Annotated in this window: 22 protein-coding genes and 1 other annotated feature; of the genes, 11 read left to right on the forward strand and 11 right to left on the reverse strand. The window is 50.8% G+C overall.

Annotated features, from left to right (window positions below; all coding sequences use genetic code 11):
* Nucleotides 1–47: 47 nt before the first annotated feature.
* Nucleotides 48–1,709, reverse strand: a complete 1,662-nt coding sequence (recN, locus tag DA718_RS06995) for a DNA repair protein RecN (RefSeq protein ID WP_112217071.1) — start codon at nucleotides 1,707–1,709, stop codon at nucleotides 48–50.
* 85 nt (nucleotides 1,710–1,794) lie between these two features.
* Nucleotides 1,795–2,673: an NAD(+) kinase gene (gene nadK / locus DA718_RS07000; RefSeq protein WP_004104646.1), complete on the reverse strand. Its 879-nt coding sequence runs from the start codon at nucleotides 2,671–2,673 to the stop codon at nucleotides 1,795–1,797.
* A gap of 124 nt (nucleotides 2,674–2,797) precedes the next feature.
* Here nadK and grpE point away from each other — a divergent pair, with 124 nt between their 5' ends.
* Complete coding sequence (gene grpE / locus DA718_RS07005) at nucleotides 2,798–3,388, forward strand: nucleotide exchange factor GrpE (RefSeq protein ID WP_110277451.1); 591 nt, start codon at nucleotides 2,798–2,800, stop codon at nucleotides 3,386–3,388.
* Nucleotides 3,389–3,469: 81 nt separating this feature from the next.
* Here the strand turns inward: grpE and DA718_RS07010 are convergent, their stop codons facing one another.
* Both DA718_RS07010 and DA718_RS07015 read right to left on the reverse strand, forming a co-directional pair.
* Complete coding sequence (locus tag DA718_RS07010) at nucleotides 3,470–4,756, reverse strand: HlyC/CorC family transporter (RefSeq protein WP_110277452.1); 1,287 nt, start codon at nucleotides 4,754–4,756, stop codon at nucleotides 3,470–3,472.
* A gap of 18 nt (nucleotides 4,757–4,774) precedes the next feature.
* The gene (locus tag DA718_RS07015) at nucleotides 4,775–5,566 is read right to left on the reverse strand and encodes a cytochrome C assembly family protein (RefSeq protein WP_110277453.1); all 792 of its coding nucleotides are present in this window, start codon (nucleotides 5,564–5,566) and stop codon (nucleotides 4,775–4,777) included.
* Nucleotides 5,567–5,732: 166 nt separating this feature from the next.
* Between DA718_RS07015 and ffh the strand changes: the two genes are divergently transcribed.
* From ffh to DA718_RS07050, 7 genes are all read left to right on the forward strand, one after another.
* Nucleotides 5,733–7,097, forward strand: coding sequence for a signal recognition particle protein (ffh, locus tag DA718_RS07020; protein WP_110277454.1), 1,365 nt, complete (start codon nucleotides 5,733–5,735; stop codon nucleotides 7,095–7,097).
* Nucleotides 7,098–7,426: 329 nt separating this feature from the next.
* Nucleotides 7,427–7,675 (forward strand): 30S ribosomal protein S16, encoded by a 249-nt coding sequence (gene rpsP / locus DA718_RS07025; RefSeq protein WP_110277455.1) that lies wholly within the window; start codon nucleotides 7,427–7,429, stop codon nucleotides 7,673–7,675.
* Between the two features lie 18 nt (nucleotides 7,676–7,693).
* Nucleotides 7,694–8,242: a ribosome maturation factor RimM gene (gene rimM / locus DA718_RS07030; RefSeq protein ID WP_110277456.1), complete on the forward strand. Its 549-nt coding sequence runs from the start codon at nucleotides 7,694–7,696 to the stop codon at nucleotides 8,240–8,242.
* A 46-nt stretch (nucleotides 8,243–8,288) separates the two neighbouring features.
* Nucleotides 8,289–9,056: a tRNA (guanosine(37)-N1)-methyltransferase TrmD gene (gene trmD / locus DA718_RS07035; protein ID WP_112217072.1), complete on the forward strand. Its 768-nt coding sequence runs from the start codon at nucleotides 8,289–8,291 to the stop codon at nucleotides 9,054–9,056.
* A gap of 39 nt (nucleotides 9,057–9,095) precedes the next feature.
* Nucleotides 9,096–9,443: a 50S ribosomal protein L19 gene (gene rplS / locus DA718_RS07040; RefSeq protein ID WP_004104634.1), complete on the forward strand. Its 348-nt coding sequence runs from the start codon at nucleotides 9,096–9,098 to the stop codon at nucleotides 9,441–9,443.
* A gap of 121 nt (nucleotides 9,444–9,564) precedes the next feature.
* A complete protein-coding gene (locus tag DA718_RS07045; protein ID WP_112217073.1) occupies nucleotides 9,565–10,002 on the forward strand; it encodes a DUF2946 domain-containing protein in 438 nt (145 codons plus the stop codon).
* 53 nt (nucleotides 10,003–10,055) lie between these two features.
* Complete coding sequence (locus DA718_RS07050) at nucleotides 10,056–11,426, forward strand: PepSY-associated TM helix domain-containing protein (protein ID WP_112217074.1); 1,371 nt, start codon at nucleotides 10,056–10,058, stop codon at nucleotides 11,424–11,426.
* A gap of 5 nt (nucleotides 11,427–11,431) precedes the next feature.
* On the opposite strand, the gene DA718_RS07055 is transcribed toward DA718_RS07050, so the two are convergent.
* The 3 genes from DA718_RS07055 to yfiR are packed head-to-tail and all read right to left on the reverse strand — an operon-like array spanning nucleotide 11,432 to nucleotide 13,651.
* A complete protein-coding gene (locus DA718_RS07055) occupies nucleotides 11,432–11,914 on the reverse strand; it encodes an OmpA family protein (protein WP_112217075.1) in 483 nt (160 codons plus the stop codon).
* 11 nt (nucleotides 11,915–11,925) lie between these two features.
* Complete coding sequence (gene dgcN / locus DA718_RS07060; RefSeq protein WP_112217076.1) at nucleotides 11,926–13,149, reverse strand: diguanylate cyclase DgcN/YfiN; 1,224 nt, start codon at nucleotides 13,147–13,149, stop codon at nucleotides 11,926–11,928.
* Nucleotides 13,142–13,651, reverse strand: a complete 510-nt coding sequence (yfiR, locus tag DA718_RS07065; protein ID WP_112217077.1) for a regulatory sequestration protein YfiR — start codon at nucleotides 13,649–13,651, stop codon at nucleotides 13,142–13,144. The genes dgcN and yfiR overlap by 8 nt, the downstream gene beginning before the upstream one ends.
* A gap of 342 nt (nucleotides 13,652–13,993) precedes the next feature.
* Between yfiR and aroF the strand changes: the two genes are divergently transcribed.
* The 3 genes from aroF to DA718_RS07080 all read left to right on the forward strand — a co-directional run bounded on the left by aroF (nucleotide 13,994) and on the right by DA718_RS07080 (nucleotide 17,137).
* Nucleotides 13,994–15,064 carry a 3-deoxy-7-phosphoheptulonate synthase AroF gene (gene aroF, locus DA718_RS07070; protein ID WP_112217078.1) on the forward strand — a complete coding sequence of 357 codons (1,071 nt, stop codon included), beginning with the start codon at nucleotides 13,994–13,996 and terminating at the stop codon, nucleotides 15,062–15,064.
* Between the two features lie 9 nt (nucleotides 15,065–15,073).
* A complete protein-coding gene (tyrA, locus tag DA718_RS07075; RefSeq protein WP_112217079.1) occupies nucleotides 15,074–16,195 on the forward strand; it encodes a bifunctional chorismate mutase/prephenate dehydrogenase in 1,122 nt (373 codons plus the stop codon).
* A 69-nt stretch (nucleotides 16,196–16,264) separates the two neighbouring features.
* Complete coding sequence (locus DA718_RS07080) at nucleotides 16,265–17,137, forward strand: SMP-30/gluconolactonase/LRE family protein (protein WP_112217080.1); 873 nt, start codon at nucleotides 16,265–16,267, stop codon at nucleotides 17,135–17,137.
* On the opposite strand, the gene pheA is transcribed toward DA718_RS07080, so the two are convergent.
* The 4 genes from pheA to bamD form a co-directional block, all read right to left on the reverse strand.
* On the reverse strand, nucleotides 17,134–18,294 hold the full coding sequence (pheA, locus tag DA718_RS07085; RefSeq protein WP_112217081.1) for a bifunctional chorismate mutase/prephenate dehydratase: 1,161 nt from the start codon (nucleotides 18,292–18,294) through the stop codon (nucleotides 17,134–17,136). The two genes, DA718_RS07080 and pheA, sit on opposite strands and share 4 nt — an antisense overlap.
* Before the next feature lie 30 nt (nucleotides 18,295–18,324).
* Nucleotides 18,325–18,449: a sequence feature (Phe leader region), on the reverse strand.
* The gene (pheL, locus tag DA718_RS07090; protein ID WP_101706155.1) at nucleotides 18,401–18,448 is read right to left on the reverse strand and encodes a pheA operon leader peptide PheL; all 48 of its coding nucleotides are present in this window, start codon (nucleotides 18,446–18,448) and stop codon (nucleotides 18,401–18,403) included. It overlaps the preceding feature by 48 nt.
* Before the next feature lie 106 nt (nucleotides 18,450–18,555).
* Nucleotides 18,556–18,891 carry a ribosome-associated translation inhibitor RaiA gene (gene raiA, locus DA718_RS07095; RefSeq protein ID WP_110277468.1) on the reverse strand — a complete coding sequence of 112 codons (336 nt, stop codon included), beginning with the start codon at nucleotides 18,889–18,891 and terminating at the stop codon, nucleotides 18,556–18,558.
* Between the two features lie 273 nt (nucleotides 18,892–19,164).
* Entirely contained in the window at nucleotides 19,165–19,902 is a 738-nt protein-coding gene (gene bamD / locus DA718_RS07100) for an outer membrane protein assembly factor BamD (protein ID WP_112217082.1), read from the reverse strand.
* Between the last annotated feature and the right edge of the window lie 52 nt (nucleotides 19,903–19,954).

Here is a 19,954-nt window from a genome sequence, read left to right on the forward strand (position 1 = left end):
CTATCGGCAATTTGCTGTTCACTATGACTCTGCGAAAATCAAAAAGTTTACGCAGCGAGCAACTCTTTCGCGTTTGCCAGGGTGTTGCGGGTGACCTCGCTACCGCCTAGCAGACGGGCTAATTCTTGCAAACGTGCGCGTTTATCCAGAGGGTGCATATGCGTTTCCGTCATCTCTCCATCGGTTTCCTTGCAGACGAAGAAATGATGATGACCGCAGCCCGCTACCTGAGGTAGATGGGTTACGCACATCACCTGGGTTGATTCACCTAACTGGCGCAGCAGTTTGCCAACTACCGCTGCTGTCGGACCGCTAATACCAACATCCACCTCATCGAAAATCAATGCCGGCGTTTCCATTTTCCGTGCGGTGATAACCTGAATCGCCAGCGCGATACGAGAGAGTTCGCCTCCGGAAGCGACTTTGGCTATCGACTGTAGCGGCTGTCCGGGGTTTGTGGTCACCCGGAATTCTATATGGTCTGCACCTTCGGCGGTAAGGTGACGTTCATCAAACGAGACATCAATGGCGAACATCCCGTGCGGCATGGAAAGTAAGTGCATACTCTCCGTAATCAGTTGAGCCAGCTCATCGGCACTTTTCTGGCGAAGTGCGTGCAGCTGCTTTGCCGTATCCAGCGCTAACTGATGGTGCTCGACTACCATTTGACCGAGGGATTCCAGAGAACCTGCGCTATCGTCCAGAAGACGCTGCTCTTCCAGCAAAGCTTGATGGAATGCCGGAAGCTCTTCGGGCGTAATCTGATACTTACGTGCCAGGGTAATTTGTCGGGAGATACGCTGTTCCAACTCAAACAGACGGTTCGGATCGAGATCGAGACGGTCGTTATAATGGCGTAGCTCATCGGTGGCTTCGATGAGCTGGATAGACGCCTCTTCCAGCATATCCAGTATCCCTGAAAGTTTGCTATCCATACTAACCAACTCATTTACCAGCTGTTTAGTGGTATAAAGCTGGCTTTGCAGATTGGCTTCTTCACCATCTGCCAGTACCGTTAGCGCGTGTTGGCAGACGGTCAAGAGTTGGCCACTATTAGCCAGACGTTTGTACTCTTCATCAATTTGCTCAAATTCACCCGACAGCGGACTGAATTCGTTTAACTCTTTCAATTGATATTGCAACAGGTCTGCGCGGGCTGCGCGTTCCTGACTTTGCTGCTGATGCTGAGCCAATTCGCGGCAGCTTTGATGCCACTGGGAATAGTGTTCAGCCATACGCTGAGTAAGTACATACTCACCAGTATAGCTATCAAGCAGTGTTTTCTGATGTTCGGATTTAGTCAGTAACTGGTGTGCATGCTGGCCGTGGATCTGGATAAGCTGCTGACCCAGCTCGCGAAGCTGGGAGAGAGGGACTGCGGTACCGTTGATAAAGCCGCGGGAGCGACCGTCTACGCTAATAACACGGCGAAGTAAACACTCACGTCCGCTTTCCAGTTGGTTCAGTTCCAGCCAACGTTGAGCAGCAGGTGTGTCTTTCAGGGAGAAGCGTGCGCATAAATCAGCCCGGCTGGCGCCTCTGCGCACCATATCGGCTTCAGCCCGACCACCGAGGCACAGCCCCAGCGCGTCGATAGCAATCGATTTACCAGCACCGGTTTCACCGGTGATGGCGGTCATACCGTTGTGAAAATCGATTTCCAGCTCACGAACGATAGCAAAATTACTGATAGTGAGTTGTGCCAACATAGTGCCTTCCTGTATGAAAAACCATTACTGTGTTTTCGTACAGTATAGACTGGTTTTTTATCCAGTAAAGAGGCAGGCTACAAAATCAGAACAATTTTTTCGACCAGCCAAGCTTGGTGCTTAATGTATTGAAATAGCTGTAGTCTTTGGGATGGATGAGATTGAGATGATAATCGCAGCGGCGGATTAGCACATCTTCACCATCCTGAATGGGGAGTGCTATCTGGCTGTCGCAGCTAATTTCAAGGTCGCTGCAGCGCTGAGAAAAGCGCAGGCGGATGGTGCTGTCGCCGTTAATCACTAGCGGGCGGGCGGAAAGCGTATGCGGGAACATGGGCACCAGGGTAATAGCATCCAGCGATGGTGTGAGGATTGGGCCGCCAGCGGATAGTGAATAGGCGGTGGAGCCGGTCGGTGTGGAGATAATCAGGCCGTCGGAACGTTGAGAGAAGGCAAAAACCTCATCGATATAGACTTCGAACTCAATCATGTGCGCGACTTTACCAGGATGCAGGACGACTTCGTTAATTGCTGTGCTGATGCGTTTCTGGCAATCCTGCTGGCACACCTGTGCTTCTAATAAGAAGCGTTTTTCGGCGATATAGTGGCCTTCGAGAACATCGGCAAGTTGCTGTAGCGCATTATCCGGGTCGAGGTCGGTCAGAAAACCGAGATTACCGCGGTTAATCCCAATAACGTTAATGTCGTAGCGCGCCAGGGTGCGCGCCGCGCCGAGCATATTGCCGTCGCCGCCAACGACAACGGCGAGATCAGCCTGCTGGCCTATTTCCGCCAGTGTCCCGGTCTTAACATTGCTAAGCTGTAGTTCATGAGCAATTTGCTGCTCAACCAGCACTTCATAACCTTTGCTGGACAGCCAGCGCCAGAGCATTTCATGTGTGGTCAGCGCGGTTGGGTGACGAGGGTGTCCCACAATGCCTATACACTTGAAGTGGTTCTTCATGATCTGGATGTCCTTGCGTTAAATGAATAGTGACAATCTGGCCGTGTTCACTTGAAACCCGGAAACTGATCCCCATAATAAGCGAAGTTAGCGAGATGAATGCGAAAAAAACGCGGAGAAATTCATGAGTAGTAAAGAACAGAAAACGCCTGAGGGGCAAGCCCCGGAAGAAATTATCACGGAGCAGCACGACGACGTTGAGGCGCTAGAGCCTGAAGTTTCGGCTGAGCAGGTGGATCCGCGCGATGAAACCATTGCGAATCTGGAAGCACAGCTTGTTGAAGCACAGAAGCGTGAGCGTGAAGTGATGCTGCGTGCAAAAGCTGATGAAGACAACTTGCGCCGTCGTACCGAGCTGGATATTGAAAAAGCGCATAAATTCGCGCTGGAGAAGTTCGTCAATGAATTGCTGCCGGTAATCGATAGCCTGGATCGCGCACTGGAAGTGGCTGATAAAGCGAATCCGGATATGGCTCCGATGGTTGAAGGTATTGAGCTCACGTTGAAGTCAATGCTCGATGTTGTGCGTAAGTTCGGCGTGGAAGTGATTGCTGATACCGACGTGCCGCTGGATCCGAACGTGCATCAGGCCATTGCGATGGTTGAGTCTGAAGATGTCGCGGCTGGCAAGGTGCTGGGTGTGATGCAGAAGGGCTATACCCTGAATGGTCGTACTATTCGCGCAGCGATGGTGACCGTGGCGAAAGCCAAGTAAATGACTTCAAACGGCTACCTCCGGTAGCCGTTTTGCTATTAATGGTGAACCGAAATTTGCTGTGATCTTCTGGATTAGCCGTTACTCCGCAACGCTCTCGCGAATGGGTTTCACAGGCATTACCTTCACCTGTTTAATCATATTCTCCTGAACATCAAGAATATCGATATCATACTGTTCGATGCGTACGCGAGTGCCTGGCGCCGGGATCTCTTCAAGAGCTTCGAGGATAATTCCGTTAATCGTCCTGGCTTCATCTTCCGGCAGATGCCAGTTAAACGCTTTGTTAATTTCACGTACGTTGGCGGTGCCGTCAATAATCACTGAGCCATCGTTAAGCGGCGTGACTTCTTCTGCAAGCGTTGGCGACATTGATGTTGTGAAATCACCTACGATCTCTTCGAGGATATCTTCAACCGTCACCAGGCCCTGAATATCGCCATACTCATCAACCACCAGGCCAACTTTCTTCTTATTACGTTGGAATTTCACCAGTTGGGTGCTGAGCGGCGTGCCTTCTGGTACGAAGTAAATTTCATCGGCGGCGCGCAGCATTACCTCTTTAGTGAATTCTTTTTTCTCCGTCATCAGGCGATAGGCTTCGCGTACGCGTAGCATACTCATTGCGTCGTCCAGGGTATCGCGGTACAGCACAATGCGTCCGTGTGGAGAATGGGTCAGTTGACGAACAATTGACTTCCAGTCGTCGTTAATATCAATGCCGACGATTTCGTTGCGGGGAACCATGATGTCGTCAACGCTGACTTTCTCCAGGTCCAGCACGGATAGCAGCATGTCCTGGTTACGGCGGGAGATTTGCGATCGCGATTCATTAACGATGGTACGTAATTCATCTTTACTTAATGCGCCACTGATAACGATGTCGGTTTTGATGCCCATCATGCGCATCAGGACTCGGGTGATGGTGTTGAGCAGCCACACCAGCGGCATCATCAGTATTTGCAGAGGGGCTAGCAGGAAACTGCTTGGATAGGCGACCTTCTCCGGATAAAGCGCAGCAATTGTTTTTGGTAGCACCTCGGCAAACACCAGCACCACAAAGGTCAGGACACCTGTGGCAATCGCGACGCCGACGTCACCATACAGGCGCATACCAACAATGGTGCCCAGCGCCGAGGCGAGGATATTGACGAGGTTATTGCCGATAAGCACGAGACTGATTAAACGATCGGGTTTGCGTAGCAGCTTTTCGACGCGTTTTGCCTGGCGGTTGCCTTGTTTTGCCATATGGCGCAGACGATAGCGGTTTAGCGTCATCATGCCGGTTTCTGAACCGGAGAAATAGGCCGAGATAATCACCATAATGATCAGAGTAACGATCAGCGTGGTGGTGGAGATATGTTCCACTTAGGGTTCCTTAAAGACTTAACTCATGAACTGTTGTAATACACGGCTACCGAAGTAAGCCAGCGTCAGCAGCCCTGCACCTGTCACGTTGAACCAGACGACCCGGCGTCCGCGCCACCCTTCATGATAGTGGCCCCAAAGCAGGACGATATAGACGAACCATGCCACGATTGACAACACGGCTTTATCAATATTTTCCGCGCTGAACAGGTTATGCATGTAGAACAGCCCGGTACACAGAGTCAGAGTTAGCAGAACTACGCCGATCTGGGTGATATGAAACATTTTACGTTCAATGCTCATGAGTGGCGGCATTTCGCTGCTAAAGGCCAGTCGTTTATTTTTTAATTGATAGTCAATCCACGCCAGCTGTAGTGCGTAAAGGGCTGCGATAATTAGCGTAGCATAGGAGAAAAGCGACAGGCCGATATGCACCAACATACCCGGCGTGGTCTCCAGATGCGTGATGTACTCGTTCGGCATAAAGGTGGCGAAAGCGAGGTTGATCAACGCGAAGGTGTAGACGATAGGCAGCAATAACCAACCGCGATTACGTGACGCAACGATGGTCATTACCGTGCAAATCATCAGACTAACCAGCGATCCCACGTTTAATAAACTAAGGTTTTGCCCGCTTTCGCCGCCAGGGAAAATGCGTGACTCCAGCGCAAAGGCGTGACAAATCAACGCAATAGTTGCGGAAAGAATCGCCATCCGCCGCCAGCTGCTATTTTTTTGCAGCAGGCCAGGGACGATCAGCGCGAGGCTGATGGAATAGGCGACAAGGGCGAGTAGAGCAAAAACAGGCATATGGGCGTCGACTGTTGACTAAATAGTAAAGAGAAGCAGTATAACGTCACGTGACTCAGGCTCCAACCGTTGCAGCACATTCGCGTTTATGTCGTGTTATACTGCGCCCATTCCGTTTTTTTGTGTCGCTGCGGCGACCGACCGTTTCCACCTCAGGCGAGAGACAATGTTTGATAATTTAACCGATCGTTTGTCGCGTACGCTGCGCAACATTAGCGGCCGCGGACGCCTTACCGAAGACAATATTAAAGATACCCTGCGCGAAGTGCGCATGGCGCTGCTGGAGGCAGACGTCGCTCTGCCTGTGGTCCGTGACTTTATCAGCCGTGTAAAAGAAAGCGCGGTAGGCCATGAAGTTAACAAAAGCCTGACCCCAGGCCAGGAATTCGTCAAAATCGTGCGCAACGAGCTGGTTGCGGCGATGGGCGAAGAGAACCAGGCGTTGGATTTAGCCGCACAGCCCCCAGCCGTTGTGCTGATGGCGGGCCTGCAAGGTGCAGGTAAAACGACCAGCGTGGCTAAGCTGGGTAAATTTCTGCGTGAAAAGCACAAGAAGAAAGTGCTGGTTGTCTCTGCGGACGTTTATCGTCCGGCGGCGATCAAACAGCTGGAAACGCTGGCTGAGCAGGTTAGCGTCGATTTCTTCCCGTCTGATGTTGGTCAGAAACCTGTTGATATTGTTAACGCTGCGCTGAAAGAAGCGAAGCTGAAGTTCTATGACGTGCTACTGGTGGATACCGCTGGCCGTCTGCACGTTGATGAAGCGATGATGGATGAGATCAAACAGGTCCATGCCTCGCTTAACCCGGTAGAGACCCTGTTCGTTGTCGATGCGATGACTGGCCAGGATGCGGCGAATACGGCGAAGGCTTTTAACGAAGCGCTGCCGTTGACCGGGGTCGTGCTGACCAAAGTGGACGGTGACGCCCGCGGTGGTGCAGCGCTGTCGATTCGTCATATCACCGGCAAGCCGATTAAATTCCTCGGCGTCGGTGAGAAAACCGAAGCGCTGGAGCCGTTCCATCCTGACCGTATCGCTTCTCGTATTCTTGGCATGGGCGACGTGCTGTCGCTGATCGAAGATATCGAAAGTAAAGTCGACCGCGCGCAGGCTGAGAAGCTGGCCTCCAAGCTGAAAAAAGGTGACGGTTTTGACCTGACTGACTTCCTTGAACAGCTGCGTCAGATGAAAAACATGGGCGGTATGGCCAGCCTGATGGGCAAACTGCCGGGCATGGGGCAGATCCCGGATAACGTTAAATCACAGATGGATGACAAGGTGCTGGTGCGTATGGAAGCGATCATCAATTCGATGACGTTGAAAGAGCGTGCTAAACCAGAAATCATCAAAGGTTCGCGCAAGCGCCGTATCGCCGCTGGCTGCGGAATGCAGGTGCAGGATGTGAACCGTTTGCTCAAACAGTTTGACGATATGCAGCGCATGATGAAGAAGATGAAGTCGAAAGGCGGCATGATGAAGATGATGCGGGGCATGAAGGGGATGATGCCTCCGGGATTCCCCGGCCGCTAAAACAAGGGATATAAGGCTATCTTGTTTGCCATTTTACTCTCGGGGTGTGCTCGACAAAACACAATCGTGTTTTGAACGCCCTTAGGGCGGCCCGAAGGGCGAGCGCAGCGAGTAAATGTTCACGTACTACGTGTACGCTCCGCTTTCTGCGCGCGCGCCGGAACTAAACTGGCCGCACCGATATACGCCTTATAACCCTTGTTTGGCATATGTGAATCATATGCTGATTGCAATTTCCCCAGAAATCAGTAAAATTTTCGGGCTTTTAATATGACACCGGGCTCCGTTCCTCGATGGGGCCCGGTGTTTTATTCACACAAGAGGATGTTATGGTTACTATTCGTTTAGCACGTCACGGCGCAAAAAAGCGTCCGTTCTACCAGGTTGTTGTTACCGACAGCCGTAATGCACGCAACGGTCGCTTCATTGAGCGCGTTGGTTTCTTCAACCCGATCGCTTCTGCGAACGAAGAAGAAACGCGTCTGGATCTGGATCGTATCGCTCACTGGGTTGGCCTGGGCGCTACTGTTTCCGATCGCGTTGCAACGCTTATCAAAGCAGCAAACAAAGCAGCTTAATCTGTCACGGTGGTCATGATGAGCAAGCAACACACCGCACAAGCACCTGTTGATCCGATTGTATTGGGCAAGATGGGTTCTTCCTACGGTATCCGTGGTTGGCTCAGAGTGTTTTCCTCCACCGAAGACGCCGAAAGCATTTTTGACTATCAGCCCTGGTTAATCCAGAGAGCGGGTCAGTGGCAGGTCGTTGAGCTGGAAAGCTGGCGCCACCATAATCAGGATATCGTCATCAAGCTGAAAGGCATTGACGATCGCGATACTGCGAATCTATTGACCAATTGCGAAATTGTTGTGGATTCTTCGCAGTTGCCTGCGCTTGAAGAGGGTGATTATTACTGGAAAGACCTTATGGGTTGCCAGGTAGTAACCACTGAAGGCTATGGTCTCGGTAAAGTCATCGACATGATGGAAACCGGGTCTAATGACGTTCTCGTCATTAAGGCAAACCTGAAAGATGCATTTGGTATCAAGGAGCGGTTGGTTCCGTTCCTCGATGGGCAGGTTATCAAGAAAGTCGATCTCACTACTCGTACAATCGAAGTAGATTGGGATCCTGGTTTTTAAATTCTCCGGATAAACGGTAAATAAACGGCACTATGGGGATTGGCTTGTGTTTATAGGTATCGTTAGCCTGTTTCCTGAAATGTTCCGCGCAATTACCGATTACGGGGTGACTGGCCGGGCAGTAAAAAATGGCCTGCTGAACATTCAGAGCTGGAGTCCTCGTGACTTCGCGCATGACCGGCACCGTACCGTGGACGATCGTCCTTACGGCGGCGGACCGGGGATGTTAATGATGGTGCAACCTTTACGGGATGCCATTCATGCAGCAAAAGCCGCGGCAGGTGAAGGCGCAAAGGTGATTTATCTGTCACCTCAGGGACGCAAGCTTGATCAAGCTGGCGTCAGCGAACTGGCAACGAATCAGAAACTGATTTTGGTGTGTGGTCGCTATGAAGGCGTAGATGAGCGCGTAATCCAAACCGAAATTGACGAAGAATGGTCAATCGGCGATTACGTTCTTAGCGGTGGTGAGCTACCAGCAATGACGCTGATTGACTCTGTTTCCCGGTTTATTCCGGGGGTTCTGGGTCATGAGGCTTCGGCAACGGAAGATTCCTTTGCTGATGGATTACTGGATTGCCCACACTATACCCGTCCTGAAGTGTTAGAAGAGATGGAAGTACCGTCAGTATTGCTGTCGGGAAACCATGCTGAGATACGTCGCTGGCGTTTGAAGCAGTCGCTGGGCCGGACCTGGCTTAGAAGACCTGAACTTTTGGAAAACCTGGCTCTGACTGAAGAGCAAGCAAGGTTGCTGTCGGAGTTCAAAAAGGAACTTGCGCAACAGCAACATAAACATGATGGGATGGCGTAAGCCCCCAATATCAGTTTACCCAGGATAAGAGATTAAATTATGAGCAACATTATTAAGCAACTTGAACAAGAACAGATGAAGCAGGACGTACCTTCCTTCCGTCCGGGTGATACCGTGGAAGTGAAAGTATGGGTTGTTGAAGGTTCCAAAAAACGTCTGCAGGCATTCGAGGGCGTGGTTATCGCTATTCGTAACCGCGGTCTGCACTCTGCATTCACTGTTCGTAAAATTTCCAACGGCGAAGGCGTTGAGCGTGTTTTCCAGACTCACTCTCCGGTAGTTGACAGCATTTCTGTCAAACGTCGTGGTGCTGTACGTAAAGCTAAACTGTACTACCTGCGTGAGCGTACCGGTAAGTCTGCTCGTATCAAAGAGCGTCTTAACTAAGATTCGCTTTCGCGACATCCTGAATGAAAGGGCTGGCCTGATGGGTTGGCCCTTTTTTTTATCTTTATTTTAACCATTTTGTTGTGAATCATTTACAATGTCGCCCTCATCTGGAGGGGCGGTGGTCAGCAATATTTTTTATCAATCAGCATCTCAAGGGCGGGCTACATGGCTGGCGCTGTTTGCGATCCTGCTGATCGTGGTAGCCCCGCTGATTTCAATCTCCCTGCAAAAAGATCCGATGAACGGTATGCATCATACGATGATGGACATGCCGCATGACATGTCATCATCTGAAATGACCATGATACAGAGTGATGCGACTGTCATACAGACGTCACATCACATACCAGCCGATCATGGGGAGGCATGCGGTTACTGTGTGCTATTGGCTCATGTGCCGGGCTTAATCTTCGCGCTGATGCTGCTGGTCAGCTTGATGCTTCGGCGTCAGCGAGTTCCTGTAGCCCGAAGGGTACTGAAATACCGTTATGACTTACATTGGCTTTATCCTCACACTCGCGCACCTCCCCGCCAGTCTGCTTCTCCCTTTGCATAAAAAATAAAGTGCGCACTGCGCAACGTTCTCTTTTGCTTTCGAAAAGGAAAAGTATGACTGCCTGCACCTCGCGCGCGACATGGCTAAACCTGCTGCGTCGCCTTCATTTCTATATCGGATTGTTTATCGGGCCGTTTATTTTTATCGCTGCCCTGACCGGTACGCTGTATGTCGCAACTCCGCAACTGGAAAACTGGCTTTATCAGGATGCGCTTTATGGCACTTTCGATGGGGAAAAACAGCCACTTAGTGCGCAAATTATGGTAGCGAAAGAGGCTACCCAGAGAAATCTCCGTCTACAGGCTGTTCGTCCTGCGATAAGCGCGGGAGAGACAACCCGAGTGATGTTCGCCGATCCTAATCTTGGCGAGTCTGAAACGCGGGCAATTTTTGTTGATCCGGTAACCTTGCGGGTGAGAGGCGATATGGCGGTTTACGGTACCAGCGGTATATTGCCCCTGCGTCAGTGGATTGATTATGCCCATCGCTCACTGCTCCTGGGTAACGCTGGGCGACTTTACAGCGAACTGGCGGCCTCATGGATGTGGGTTGCCGCTCTCGGAGGAATCTCGCTGTGGTCGATAACCCGCCCGCGTCGTCGGATTAACAATAAGCTGCAGAATAGCCGACGCCTGCATGTTTCCCTTGGATGGGCGCTGCTGATTGGCATGCTGCTGTTCTCTGCGACTGGTTTAACCTGGTCGCAATGGGCCGGTGGTAATGTTGATAAGATACGTTCCGCTTTTGGTTGGCTGACGCCGCAGGTTAATACGCAGTTGCAAAGTGCAGCTCCAGCAGTTCACGATCCGCATGCAGAACACCATATGGAGGATATGGCTATGGGGGGGATGGCATCGTCCCCTGACGTAGAGGATTTTGACAAGGTTCTGCTGGTTGCTCGCGCGGCGGGTCTGGATGCCAGCAAGCTGGAGATTCGCCCGCCGTCGGGTTCCGGGCGGGCGTGGACGGTAAATGAAATCGACAGGAGCTGGCCTACACAGGTTGATGCTGTAGCGATCGACGGTTCAAATATGCAGATCGTAGATCGTACTCATTTTTCTGACTTTCCATTAATGGCGAAGCTAACCCGCTGGGGCGTTGATTTTCATATGGGGATTCTGTTTGGCCTCGTAAACCAGCTGTTACTTATCGCCTTCGGTACTGCACTCTGCGTGATGATAGTGGTGGGGTACCGTTTGTGGTGGATCCGCCGTCCGGTCCAAGCGGCGTTTAACCCGGCCGATACGCTAATACAGGCGTGGTTTGGTTTAGCATGGCCCGCTCGTATGGTTACTACCATTATTGCGGCGTTGTTAGGGTTGGCACTGCCCCTAATGGGGATCAGCCTCGCTGTATGTCTCGCCGTTGATTACCTGCGCTGGCGCGTAGCAACGGCGATGATAAGGGCTAAATCAGTCGAGTAGATTGTTTAAGGCGTGCTGATGACGACCGTGACGCGGCGGTTTTCAGCACGTCCTTTTGCAGTATCGTTACTGGCTATCGGGTATTTTTTACCTAATCCGCGGGTTGTTAAATTAGTGCGCGGGATATTGGCACCTTCGGCCCATGCATCTGCCACGCTGTTAGCGCGCTTAAGCGATAACATTTCGTTGTAGCTGTCTTCGCCATAATTATCGGTGTGACCTTCCAGGCGACTGTGCGTAATACCGGTCGTAGCCAGACGTGAAGCCATAGTATGGATTTGCTGTTTACTATCGGCGCGCAGATGGTAGTCGTTTTTGTCAAATAAGATGGTGTCAGATAATCCTAATGACCAGTCGCCGTTAGTCTCAGTGAAGCCATATGATTTCATTGCTGTAATTTGTTCCGCAGAAAATTTCCCTTGTGGGGCCTGGCAGCCGGTGAGAAAAAGTGCGGCCAGTAAAGCAGGAGCAAAATATTTTCCGATCATCGTGATTCCTTTTATTTTTTCGTGTGCTGTAAGCGCCGGTGTTTCATCCGATACATATTTTGATCGGCAAGCTCTTGCAGATTTTCCGCTGACGCATGTTCCCAGGTTAAAGCATAACCCATACTCAGTGACAGCCTGGCGGTGTGGCCGTTATGTAGATTAAACGGCTGGAGAAACTGTTCGGATAACGAATGGCAGAGCGCCTGGACTTCAGCCTCTGTACGAACATTACGTAGCAAAATGGCAAATTCATCGCCGCCCAGGCGCCATGCCTGGTGCTGTTTACCAACAAAAGTCTTAAGGCGGCTGGCGACTTCGATTAATACTTTGTCGCCTGCGGCATGACCCCAATTATCGTTAATGTATTTGAAATTATCGCCATCGAGAAACAGCAACGCAGAACTACTGTGTACGGTTTCGTCTTTCATTAACTCATTAATGACATTGCGAAAAGCGGCTCTGTTAGCGAGTCCGGTCAACGGATCGTGCAGTGAACTGCGCAGGAGCTGGGCATTTTTGGCCTGAAGCTGCTGCTGCCAGTCCTCCATTTCTCCCAGTAGACTGTTAAAGTCCTGGGCAAACAGGTGAAACTCTTCGATATGTTCTTCGGGAACCCGGCGAGAAAAATGACGGTTTTCCCGAATGTCGTGAACCACGTCGGTAATGCTCTGTAGCGCGGTCACAATCCCGCGGTGTAGAGAGTGAGTAAGGAGTAAAGCAATACATGAAGCCAGAAAAATACTCCCGGTTAGCACAATAATCGAGACGCCGAGAAAGTGGCTTATTAGTTTGTCCAGTGCTGTCAGACGAAGCTCGCCTATTATTTTCCCCTGGTGCCAGATAGGTTGCACCGTTGGTTCCGGGAACAGCCATTTACTAATAACGCCGCTGATTTTTTCCTGGTTGACCAGATGATTGTTATGCCATGCCGCAAAGTGTTTTTGTTGGTTATCCAGCACGACTGCCTTGGAAAATTGCCCCTGTCTTCCTAGCGTTGCGAGCGTATCTTCGGCTGCTGAGCTATCACCGAAAACAAGCGCGGCTTCCAGGCTACGTCCCATGGTGGCGGCGGTAAGTTCCAGATTTTTTTGCGCATATTGCTTTAGCGTAAATATGGAGGCTGTGCTGAGCAACAGCCAGACTAAGGTCATGGAGATAACCACGCTTATCATGCTGATACGGCGTAGTGCTTTTTTAAATGTGGGGCGCGGAGCCTGAGAAAGATCCTTATTCATGTGATTTCTTCCGGGCAAGCATCAGTACGTCTGGATTGACCCGCACGCCGCTATGCGTCAGGACATCCAGATTTACGGAAAATCTTACTCTCTCGTCATTTATAAGCAGACAAAAAGCGCTACCAATAGAACAATCAGGATTCTGTTCTGCGATAAGTAATAAGGGGCGGGATCTATATTTGGTTGTAAATTCAGACTGCTCGGTGGGTGATTCACTACCAAAATAAAAACCATCGCAGGTCGTTTGTAAGGCTTCCTCTATATTACGTATAACAATTGGCTGATAGGGCAAAGATTCCGGAGTTTCTTCAGCCAGGCTGCGGATATAATGTGATGTCGAAAAAATGCATAACCTGGGTGGGCCAGATAACTCAGGCCAGCGTGTATAAGTCACAATTCCTGAAACGATTGCGCGAACATTTTCAGGAGGTCCGGAGGCAACAGCGGAGATACCCACGATCGATAATACTAAAGTCAAAAAGAGACGGTGAAGAACTGTCATTGTGGATCCGTCAGGTTGTCATAGCGTGGGGGATGCAGATCGCTGATACCCGGGCGAAGAATAGCATTATTGGTCAAAATCGTCATTAGTCAGCCGTATGGCTTTAAGATAATTCTCACCAGGATTTTTCGTAAAGAAAAAGGATAAACCGAGACTGCAAGTTTGATTTTTTAGGGTTGTAAATTTTATTGTACATTAATGATGAATTTTAGCGCCTTTTAATTTGCATGTGTAAAGTAAAATTTACGGAATATGGATTGAAATCTTTACTTTGTATGGTATCGTTACGTCATCCTCGTTGAGGAAATAACTATCGCAAACGAGCTATACAGGATCGCAATCATGCAAAAAGACGCGCTGAACAACGTACACATTACCGACGAACATGTTTTGATCACCCCGGATCAGTTGAAGGCTGAATTCCCGCTGAGCGTTGAGCAGGAAGCGCAAATTGCGCAGTCTCGTCAGACTATTTCCGACATTATTGCCGGACGCGATCCGCGTCTGTTAGTGGTGTGTGGTCCTTGCTCAATTCACGATCCAGAAGCTGCGATTGAATATGCTCACCGTTTTAAAGCCCTTGCCGCAGAGGTCAGCGATAGCCTCTATCTGGTAATGCGCGTCTATTTTGAAAAACCTCGTACCACCGTCGGCTGGAAAGGGCTGATTAACGATCCGCATATGGATGGTTCGTTTGATGTTGAAGGTGGTCTGAAGATTGCGCGCCATTTGCTGGTTGATCTGGTGAATATGGGGCTGCCGTTAGCAACGGAAGCGCTGGATCCAAATAGTCCTCAGTACCTCGGCGATCTGTTTAGCTGGTCTGCTATTGGTGCGCGTACCACCGAGTCTCAGACTCACCGCGAGATGGCCTCTGGCTTGTCTATGCCGGTGGGTTTTAAAAATGGCACCGACGGGAGCCTGGCGACGGCAATTAACGCCATGCGCGCTGCAGCTATGCCGCACCGTTTTGTCGGTATCAACCAGGCGGGGCAGGTTTGTCTGTTGCAAACTCAGGGCAACCCGAATGGTCATGTGATTCTGCGCGGTGGCAAAGCATCGAACTACGGTCCGGAAGATGTTGAGAAATGTGAAAAAGAGATGACTCAGGCGGGACTGAAACCGTCGCTGATGGTAGATTGCAGTCATGGGAATTCCAATAAAGACTTCCGTCGCCAGCCTGCGGTTGCAGAATCCGTTGTTGCGCAAATCAAAGATGGCAATCGTTCCATAATTGGCCTGATGATTGAGAGTAATATTCATGAAGGTAACCAGTCATCTGAGCAGCCGCGTTGCGATATGAAATACGGTGTATCTGTGACCGATGCCTGCATCAGTTGGGAAACCACCGACGCGTTGCTCCGCGAGCTTGATAGGGATCTGCGCAGCCATCTGGCGGCCCGTGTAGTGTAAGAGGATTGTATGGTTGCTGAACTGACCGCGTTACGCGATCAAATTGATGAAGTCGATAAGGCGTTGCTGGAGCTTCTGGCGCGCCGTCTGGAATTGGTTGCTGAAGTCGGTGAAGTTAAAAGCCAATATGGGCTGCCGATTTATGTTCCTGAGCGTGAGTCGGCAATGCTGGCCTCCCGGCGTGAAGAGGCCGCAGCGCTCGGTGTTCCCCCAGACCTTATCGAAGATGTACTGCGTCGCGTGATGCGCGAGTCTTACTCCAGCGAGAACGACAAAGGTTTTAAAACGCTGTATCCGAACCTGCGCCCGGTAGTTATTGTCGGTGGCGGTGGGCAGATGGGACGTCTGTTTGAGAAGATGCTGACGCTTTCCGGCTATCAGGTTCGTATCCTGGAGAAAGATGACTGGTCACGGGCGGAGGAGATGGTTGCTGACGCGGGTATGGTCATCGTCAGCGTGCCAATTCACACGACTGTGGCAACGATTGCACAGCTGCCGCCGCTGCCAGCGGACTGCATCCTGGTCGATCTGGCATCAATCAAAGCCGAACCTTTACAGGCGATGTTAGCCGCGCATAAAGGGCCTGTGTTGGGTCTGCATCCAATGTTCGGTCCGGATAGCGGTAGCCTGGCGAAACAGGTAGTGGTGTACTGCGATGGTCGCCAGCCAGAAGCCTACCAGTGGTTCCTGGAGCAAATTCAGGTCTGGGGTGCGCGACTGCACCGCATTAGCGCTGTCGAACATGACCAGAATATGGCCTTTATTCAGGCGCTGCGCCACTTTGCGACTTTCGCTTATGGGCTTCACCTGGCCGAAGAGAATGTACGCCTTGAGCAGTTGCTGGCACTATCGTCTCCTATCTATCGCCTGGAATTGGCGATGGTTGGCCGACTGTTTGCTCAGGATCCGCAGCTCTATGCTGATATTATTATGTCCTCAGAAAACAATCTGGCGCTGATCAAACGCTATTACCAGCGTTTTGGTGAAGCGATTAACCTGCTGGAGCAGGGGGATAAACAGGCGTTTATCGATAGCTTCCGTAAGATTGAGCACTGGTTTGGTGACTACGCTCAGCGCTTCCAGAGCGAAAGCCGGACGTTGCTGCGGCAGGCCAATGATAATCGGCAGTAGGTCGTAAAACACGTATACAATTAAAGCCAGAGGGGTTATCCACTGGCTTTTTTTATAGGGATGAGAACGATGGCTGAACCACAACCGCTGTTTGATTACGCAGGACATTTGCCGGAATGTCCGACCTGGAGCGAGGCCGAACAGGTGTTGTACTGGGCCGATATAATGGAGTGTGAGATTCACCGCTACGATGTGCAGACCGGTGAACATCAGGTGCTGCAATTTCCCGAAGAGGTGGGTTGTTTTTCGCTGCGGGAGAAGGGCGGTTTCATTGTCGCTTTACGTAGCGCCATCTGGCTTACTGATGCTCATGGCCTGCTGCAGCGAAAAGTGTGCGATAACCCTGGTAATCCGCAGTTAGCTCGTTTTAATGATGGTGGAACCGATCGCGATGGTCGCTTTTACGCGGGGACCTTCTGGGGGCCGGGTGACTTTAACGGCGCGCTTTTGATGCGTATTGATAACGATCTCTCTGCGCAGGTTATTCAGTGTGATATCCACGGCGCCAATGGTCTGGCATTTAGCGAAGATAAGTGCTGGATGTATACTTCGGATACACCAAATGCTGTTATTTATCGTACGCCGCTGGATGAACAGGGTGAGCCGGGTAAGCGTGAGGTCTTTCGTCGCTTTCAGCCCGGCGAGGGCATTCCTGATGGCGCGGCCATCGATACTGAAGGTTGCTACTGGAGCGCGATGTTTGACGGTTGGCGTATTGCGCGCTTTTCTCCGACGGGCGAGCAACTGGAGGAGTACCGTTTACCGGTGCGTTGCCCGACGATGGTTTGTTTCGGCGGGGCTGATATGAAGACGCTTTATATCACCACCACTCGAGAGAATATGGATGCCGATGAAGTGGCGAAGTATCCGCTTTCCGGTGCTATCTTCACCCTGCCTGTTTCTGTGGCAGGGATGAAGAAATTACCTTTTATAGAACGTTAAACCGGATCGACCGGCACCACGTTTTCGCTGGCATAGCATCCCAGCACTTTCATTGAACGGGTTATCTCGGCCAGCTCTTTTAGTGCCTTACGCATTGGCATTGATTCCAGGTTGGCCTGGATATCCAGATAAAACATCTCTTCCCACGGATTGCCGTGAATCGGGCGTGATTCCAGTTTCGTCATGATCAAGTTATGGTTACGCAGCACCAGCAGCGCTTCAACCAGGGCCCCGGCTTGCTGACCCGTTGCCATCAACAGGGTGGTTTTCGCCGGAACCTGATCGGAGACTTCCACTGCTTTACGTGCCAGAACCAGGAAGCGGGTGATGTTCTGCGTCTGGTTAGCCAGGCAGTGTTCCAGCACCTGTAAACCATGGAGCGCTCCGCCAGCTTCGCTGCCCAGAGCGGCAACAGTTGGAGAGTTAGCCTGTGCTACCTTCTCCATTGCTGAGGATGTGCTGTCGGTATATTCAATGTTCCAGTGCGGGTAGCGGCTAAGATACTGGCTGCACTGCTGGAACGGCTGCGGATGACTGTAAACCGTCGTAATCTGTTGTGCGTCGGTCGACGTTGAGACCAATACGCAGTGATCGATAGGCAGAGTCAGTTCGCCAACGATAGATAAGCTGGTGTGCTGCAGAAGGTCGTAAACATCATTGATACCGCCGGAGCTGGTATTTTCAATCGGGACGACGGCATAGTCAGCCTGGCCGGTTTCCACCTGCTCAAAGATATCGGCGAATTTAGCACAACCACTTTCGATAAACTGTTCGAAGTGGCGGGCGGCATACTGACGAGAAGCAAGGTGCGAGTATGAGCCTTTAGGTCCGAGAAACGCCACGCGCGCGGAGTGCGGGTTGATTTTATTCAGGTGCTGCTGCAATAGCGTTTGCTGAGTGAGGACCGAGTCTTCAATGATCAACTGGAACAGTCGCGTAATGTAATGAGCATCAAGATGGTGGTTCTTCCCTATTGTCATCAGGCGTTCCAGCAGGTCGCGCTCACGGTCGATATCACGTACTGGGCGGTGTGAGGCTAGCTTAGCTTTCCCAACCTCAATGGCCAGGCCGCGGCGCTCCGCCAGCAGCGCAAGCAGTTTCTCATCCAGAGCGCTTATCTTATCGCGTAGGGCCAGTAATGGGTTTTCCTCGGTCATATGTGTTGCCTTTCTTGTTATTGATTATCAATAAAAAAGGCCTCCCGTTTGGGAGGCCTTGTAGTTCGTCTTCGCATTCTTTATCACACGACGAATTGCCTCCCATTCAGGGGAAGGTAAAAAAGAATGCGAAGAAGAACGGGATCAGTTTCACGATGAATTCCTTGAGTTAGTGGGGATTACAGTACCTGTACTGTTTTCATTCTGTCAATAAAAAACGCGCCCGAAGGCGCGTGGCATGACACAAGCTTAAGTTAAGGATTACTCTTCTTCTTCCACAAAGCCTGCCTCTTTCACCGATGTTGCGGCGCGGCGGGCTTCCCCTTTGTGTTGCACTTTGTTCAGCTGCCGTTCCAGCTTGTTGATCAATTCGTTGATTGCGGCATACATATCTTCGTGCCGTGCGCTGGCAACTAAGTGGCCGTTTGGCGTATTGATAGTTGCATCAGCGACAAAACCCTGCGGCTCCTTAGAGAGGATAATGTGCGGGTTAATTAAGTGAGTTTGCCATTTTTCCAATTTGGCGAGACGGTCTGCGACGTGCTGGCGAATTGCCGGAGTAATTTCCATTTGTTTACTGGTAATGTTCATTGTCATAAATTTTACCTCTTGTCTTTCCCGTCTTGGTGAATTCAGCATACCTCGCCCAATGTCAAAATGCGTGATTTAAATCACATTTTATTGTCACTTTTTGTCAACAAATTCATTTTGTGAGGCAGGACAGGAACAGATGAGATTTTACTTGTCGAATGGAAGAAAGAGAGCCATATTTGATGAGTTAACCCGGCGCTAAACCGCTTCAGCTAAGGGTCTTCAATGAATAAAAAAACGGCAGCCATTCTGACTGCCGTTTTGCTTATCTAAAGGCTATCAGGTGTTTTTGCTGTTTGCCGCAATGATTTTCGCGACCTTGTCAGCCTGAGCACTCATCTGCATTTGGCGGTAAGCGTTTTCCATCTTCGGCAGTGCATCGCGAGTGGCCTGAGTATCTGGATAGTTACGCAGCATGCCATCTACGCGGTTCACAACTGCAACCCACGCACCGCGATCGGTGTAATAATCAACAACCGACAGTTCATACTTCGCCAGACGATCCTTCAAGAACACCATACGTTTGTAGGCATCGGTTGAGTACTGGCTGTTTGGATAACCACGAACCAGTTTGGAGAAATCATTAAAGGCATCGCGTGCATGTTGTGGATCGCGGTCAGAGCGATCCACACCGAAGAAACCTTGCAGCGCACTGTCGTCCAACGCCATATTTGTCAGGCCACGCATATAAATGACGTAATCAATGTTAGGATGCGTAGGGTTCAGGCGCACAAAGCGATCGATGGCTGCTTGAGCCAGCGGAAGGTCCGCGTTTTTGTAGTACGCATAAATTAGATCCAACTGTACCTGTTGGGAATAGGGGCCGAAGGGATAACGGTTATCCAACGCTTCCAGTTGCGTTATTGCTTGTTTCCAGTTACCGTCCTGCAGCTTTTGCTGAGCGGTTGCGTAGATCTCATTCGGCGGGTTATCGGGCACCTCTTCCTTTGAGCCAGAGCAACCCACCAAAGCCAGGCTCAGTGTGGCTGCTGCCACCAGGTATTTCATGCGCGTCATGACGTTTTGACTTCCTCAAAATGTTTATGCGGGAGAATCTCTGTTCCTGCTC

Origin of the sequence: Klebsiella huaxiensis, assembly GCF_003261575.2 — a bacterium.
Taxonomy (GTDB): domain Bacteria; phylum Pseudomonadota; class Gammaproteobacteria; order Enterobacterales; family Enterobacteriaceae; genus Klebsiella; species Klebsiella huaxiensis.

Coding starts and splice junctions, on each gene's coding strand:
- grpE (WP_110277451.1), top strand. CDS start 2,798: ATGAGTAGTAAAGAACAGAAAACGCCTGAGGGGCAAGCCCCGGAAGAA.
- nadK (WP_004104646.1), bottom strand. CDS start 2,673: ATGAAGAACCACTTCAAGTGTATAGGCATTGTGGGACACCCTCGTCAC.
- dgcN (WP_112217076.1), bottom strand. CDS start 13,149: ATGAATAAGGATCTTTCTCAGGCTCCGCGCCCCACATTTAAAAAAGCA.
- pheA (WP_112217081.1), bottom strand. CDS start 18,294: ATGACCGAGGAAAACCCATTACTGGCCCTACGCGATAAGATAAGCGCT.
- DA718_RS07055 (WP_112217075.1), bottom strand. CDS start 11,914: ATGATCGGAAAATATTTTGCTCCTGCTTTACTGGCCGCACTTTTTCTC.
- DA718_RS07050 (WP_112217074.1), top strand. CDS start 10,056: ATGACTGCCTGCACCTCGCGCGCGACATGGCTAAACCTGCTGCGTCGC.
- yfiR (WP_112217077.1), bottom strand. CDS start 13,651: ATGACAGTTCTTCACCGTCTCTTTTTGACTTTAGTATTATCGATCGTG.
- tyrA (WP_112217079.1), top strand. CDS start 15,074: ATGGTTGCTGAACTGACCGCGTTACGCGATCAAATTGATGAAGTCGAT.
- aroF (WP_112217078.1), top strand. CDS start 13,994: ATGCAAAAAGACGCGCTGAACAACGTACACATTACCGACGAACATGTT.
- rimM (WP_110277456.1), top strand. CDS start 7,694: ATGAGCAAGCAACACACCGCACAAGCACCTGTTGATCCGATTGTATTG.
- DA718_RS07015 (WP_110277453.1), bottom strand. CDS start 5,566: ATGCCTGTTTTTGCTCTACTCGCCCTTGTCGCCTATTCCATCAGCCTC.
- rpsP (WP_110277455.1), top strand. CDS start 7,427: ATGGTTACTATTCGTTTAGCACGTCACGGCGCAAAAAAGCGTCCGTTC.
- DA718_RS07080 (WP_112217080.1), top strand. CDS start 16,265: ATGGCTGAACCACAACCGCTGTTTGATTACGCAGGACATTTGCCGGAA.
- recN (WP_112217071.1), bottom strand. CDS start 1,709: ATGTTGGCACAACTCACTATCAGTAATTTTGCTATCGTTCGTGAGCTG.
- ffh (WP_110277454.1), top strand. CDS start 5,733: ATGTTTGATAATTTAACCGATCGTTTGTCGCGTACGCTGCGCAACATT.
- raiA (WP_110277468.1), bottom strand. CDS start 18,891: ATGACAATGAACATTACCAGTAAACAAATGGAAATTACTCCGGCAATT.
- rplS (WP_004104634.1), top strand. CDS start 9,096: ATGAGCAACATTATTAAGCAACTTGAACAAGAACAGATGAAGCAGGAC.
- bamD (WP_112217082.1), bottom strand. CDS start 19,902: ATGACGCGCATGAAATACCTGGTGGCAGCAGCCACACTGAGCCTGGCT.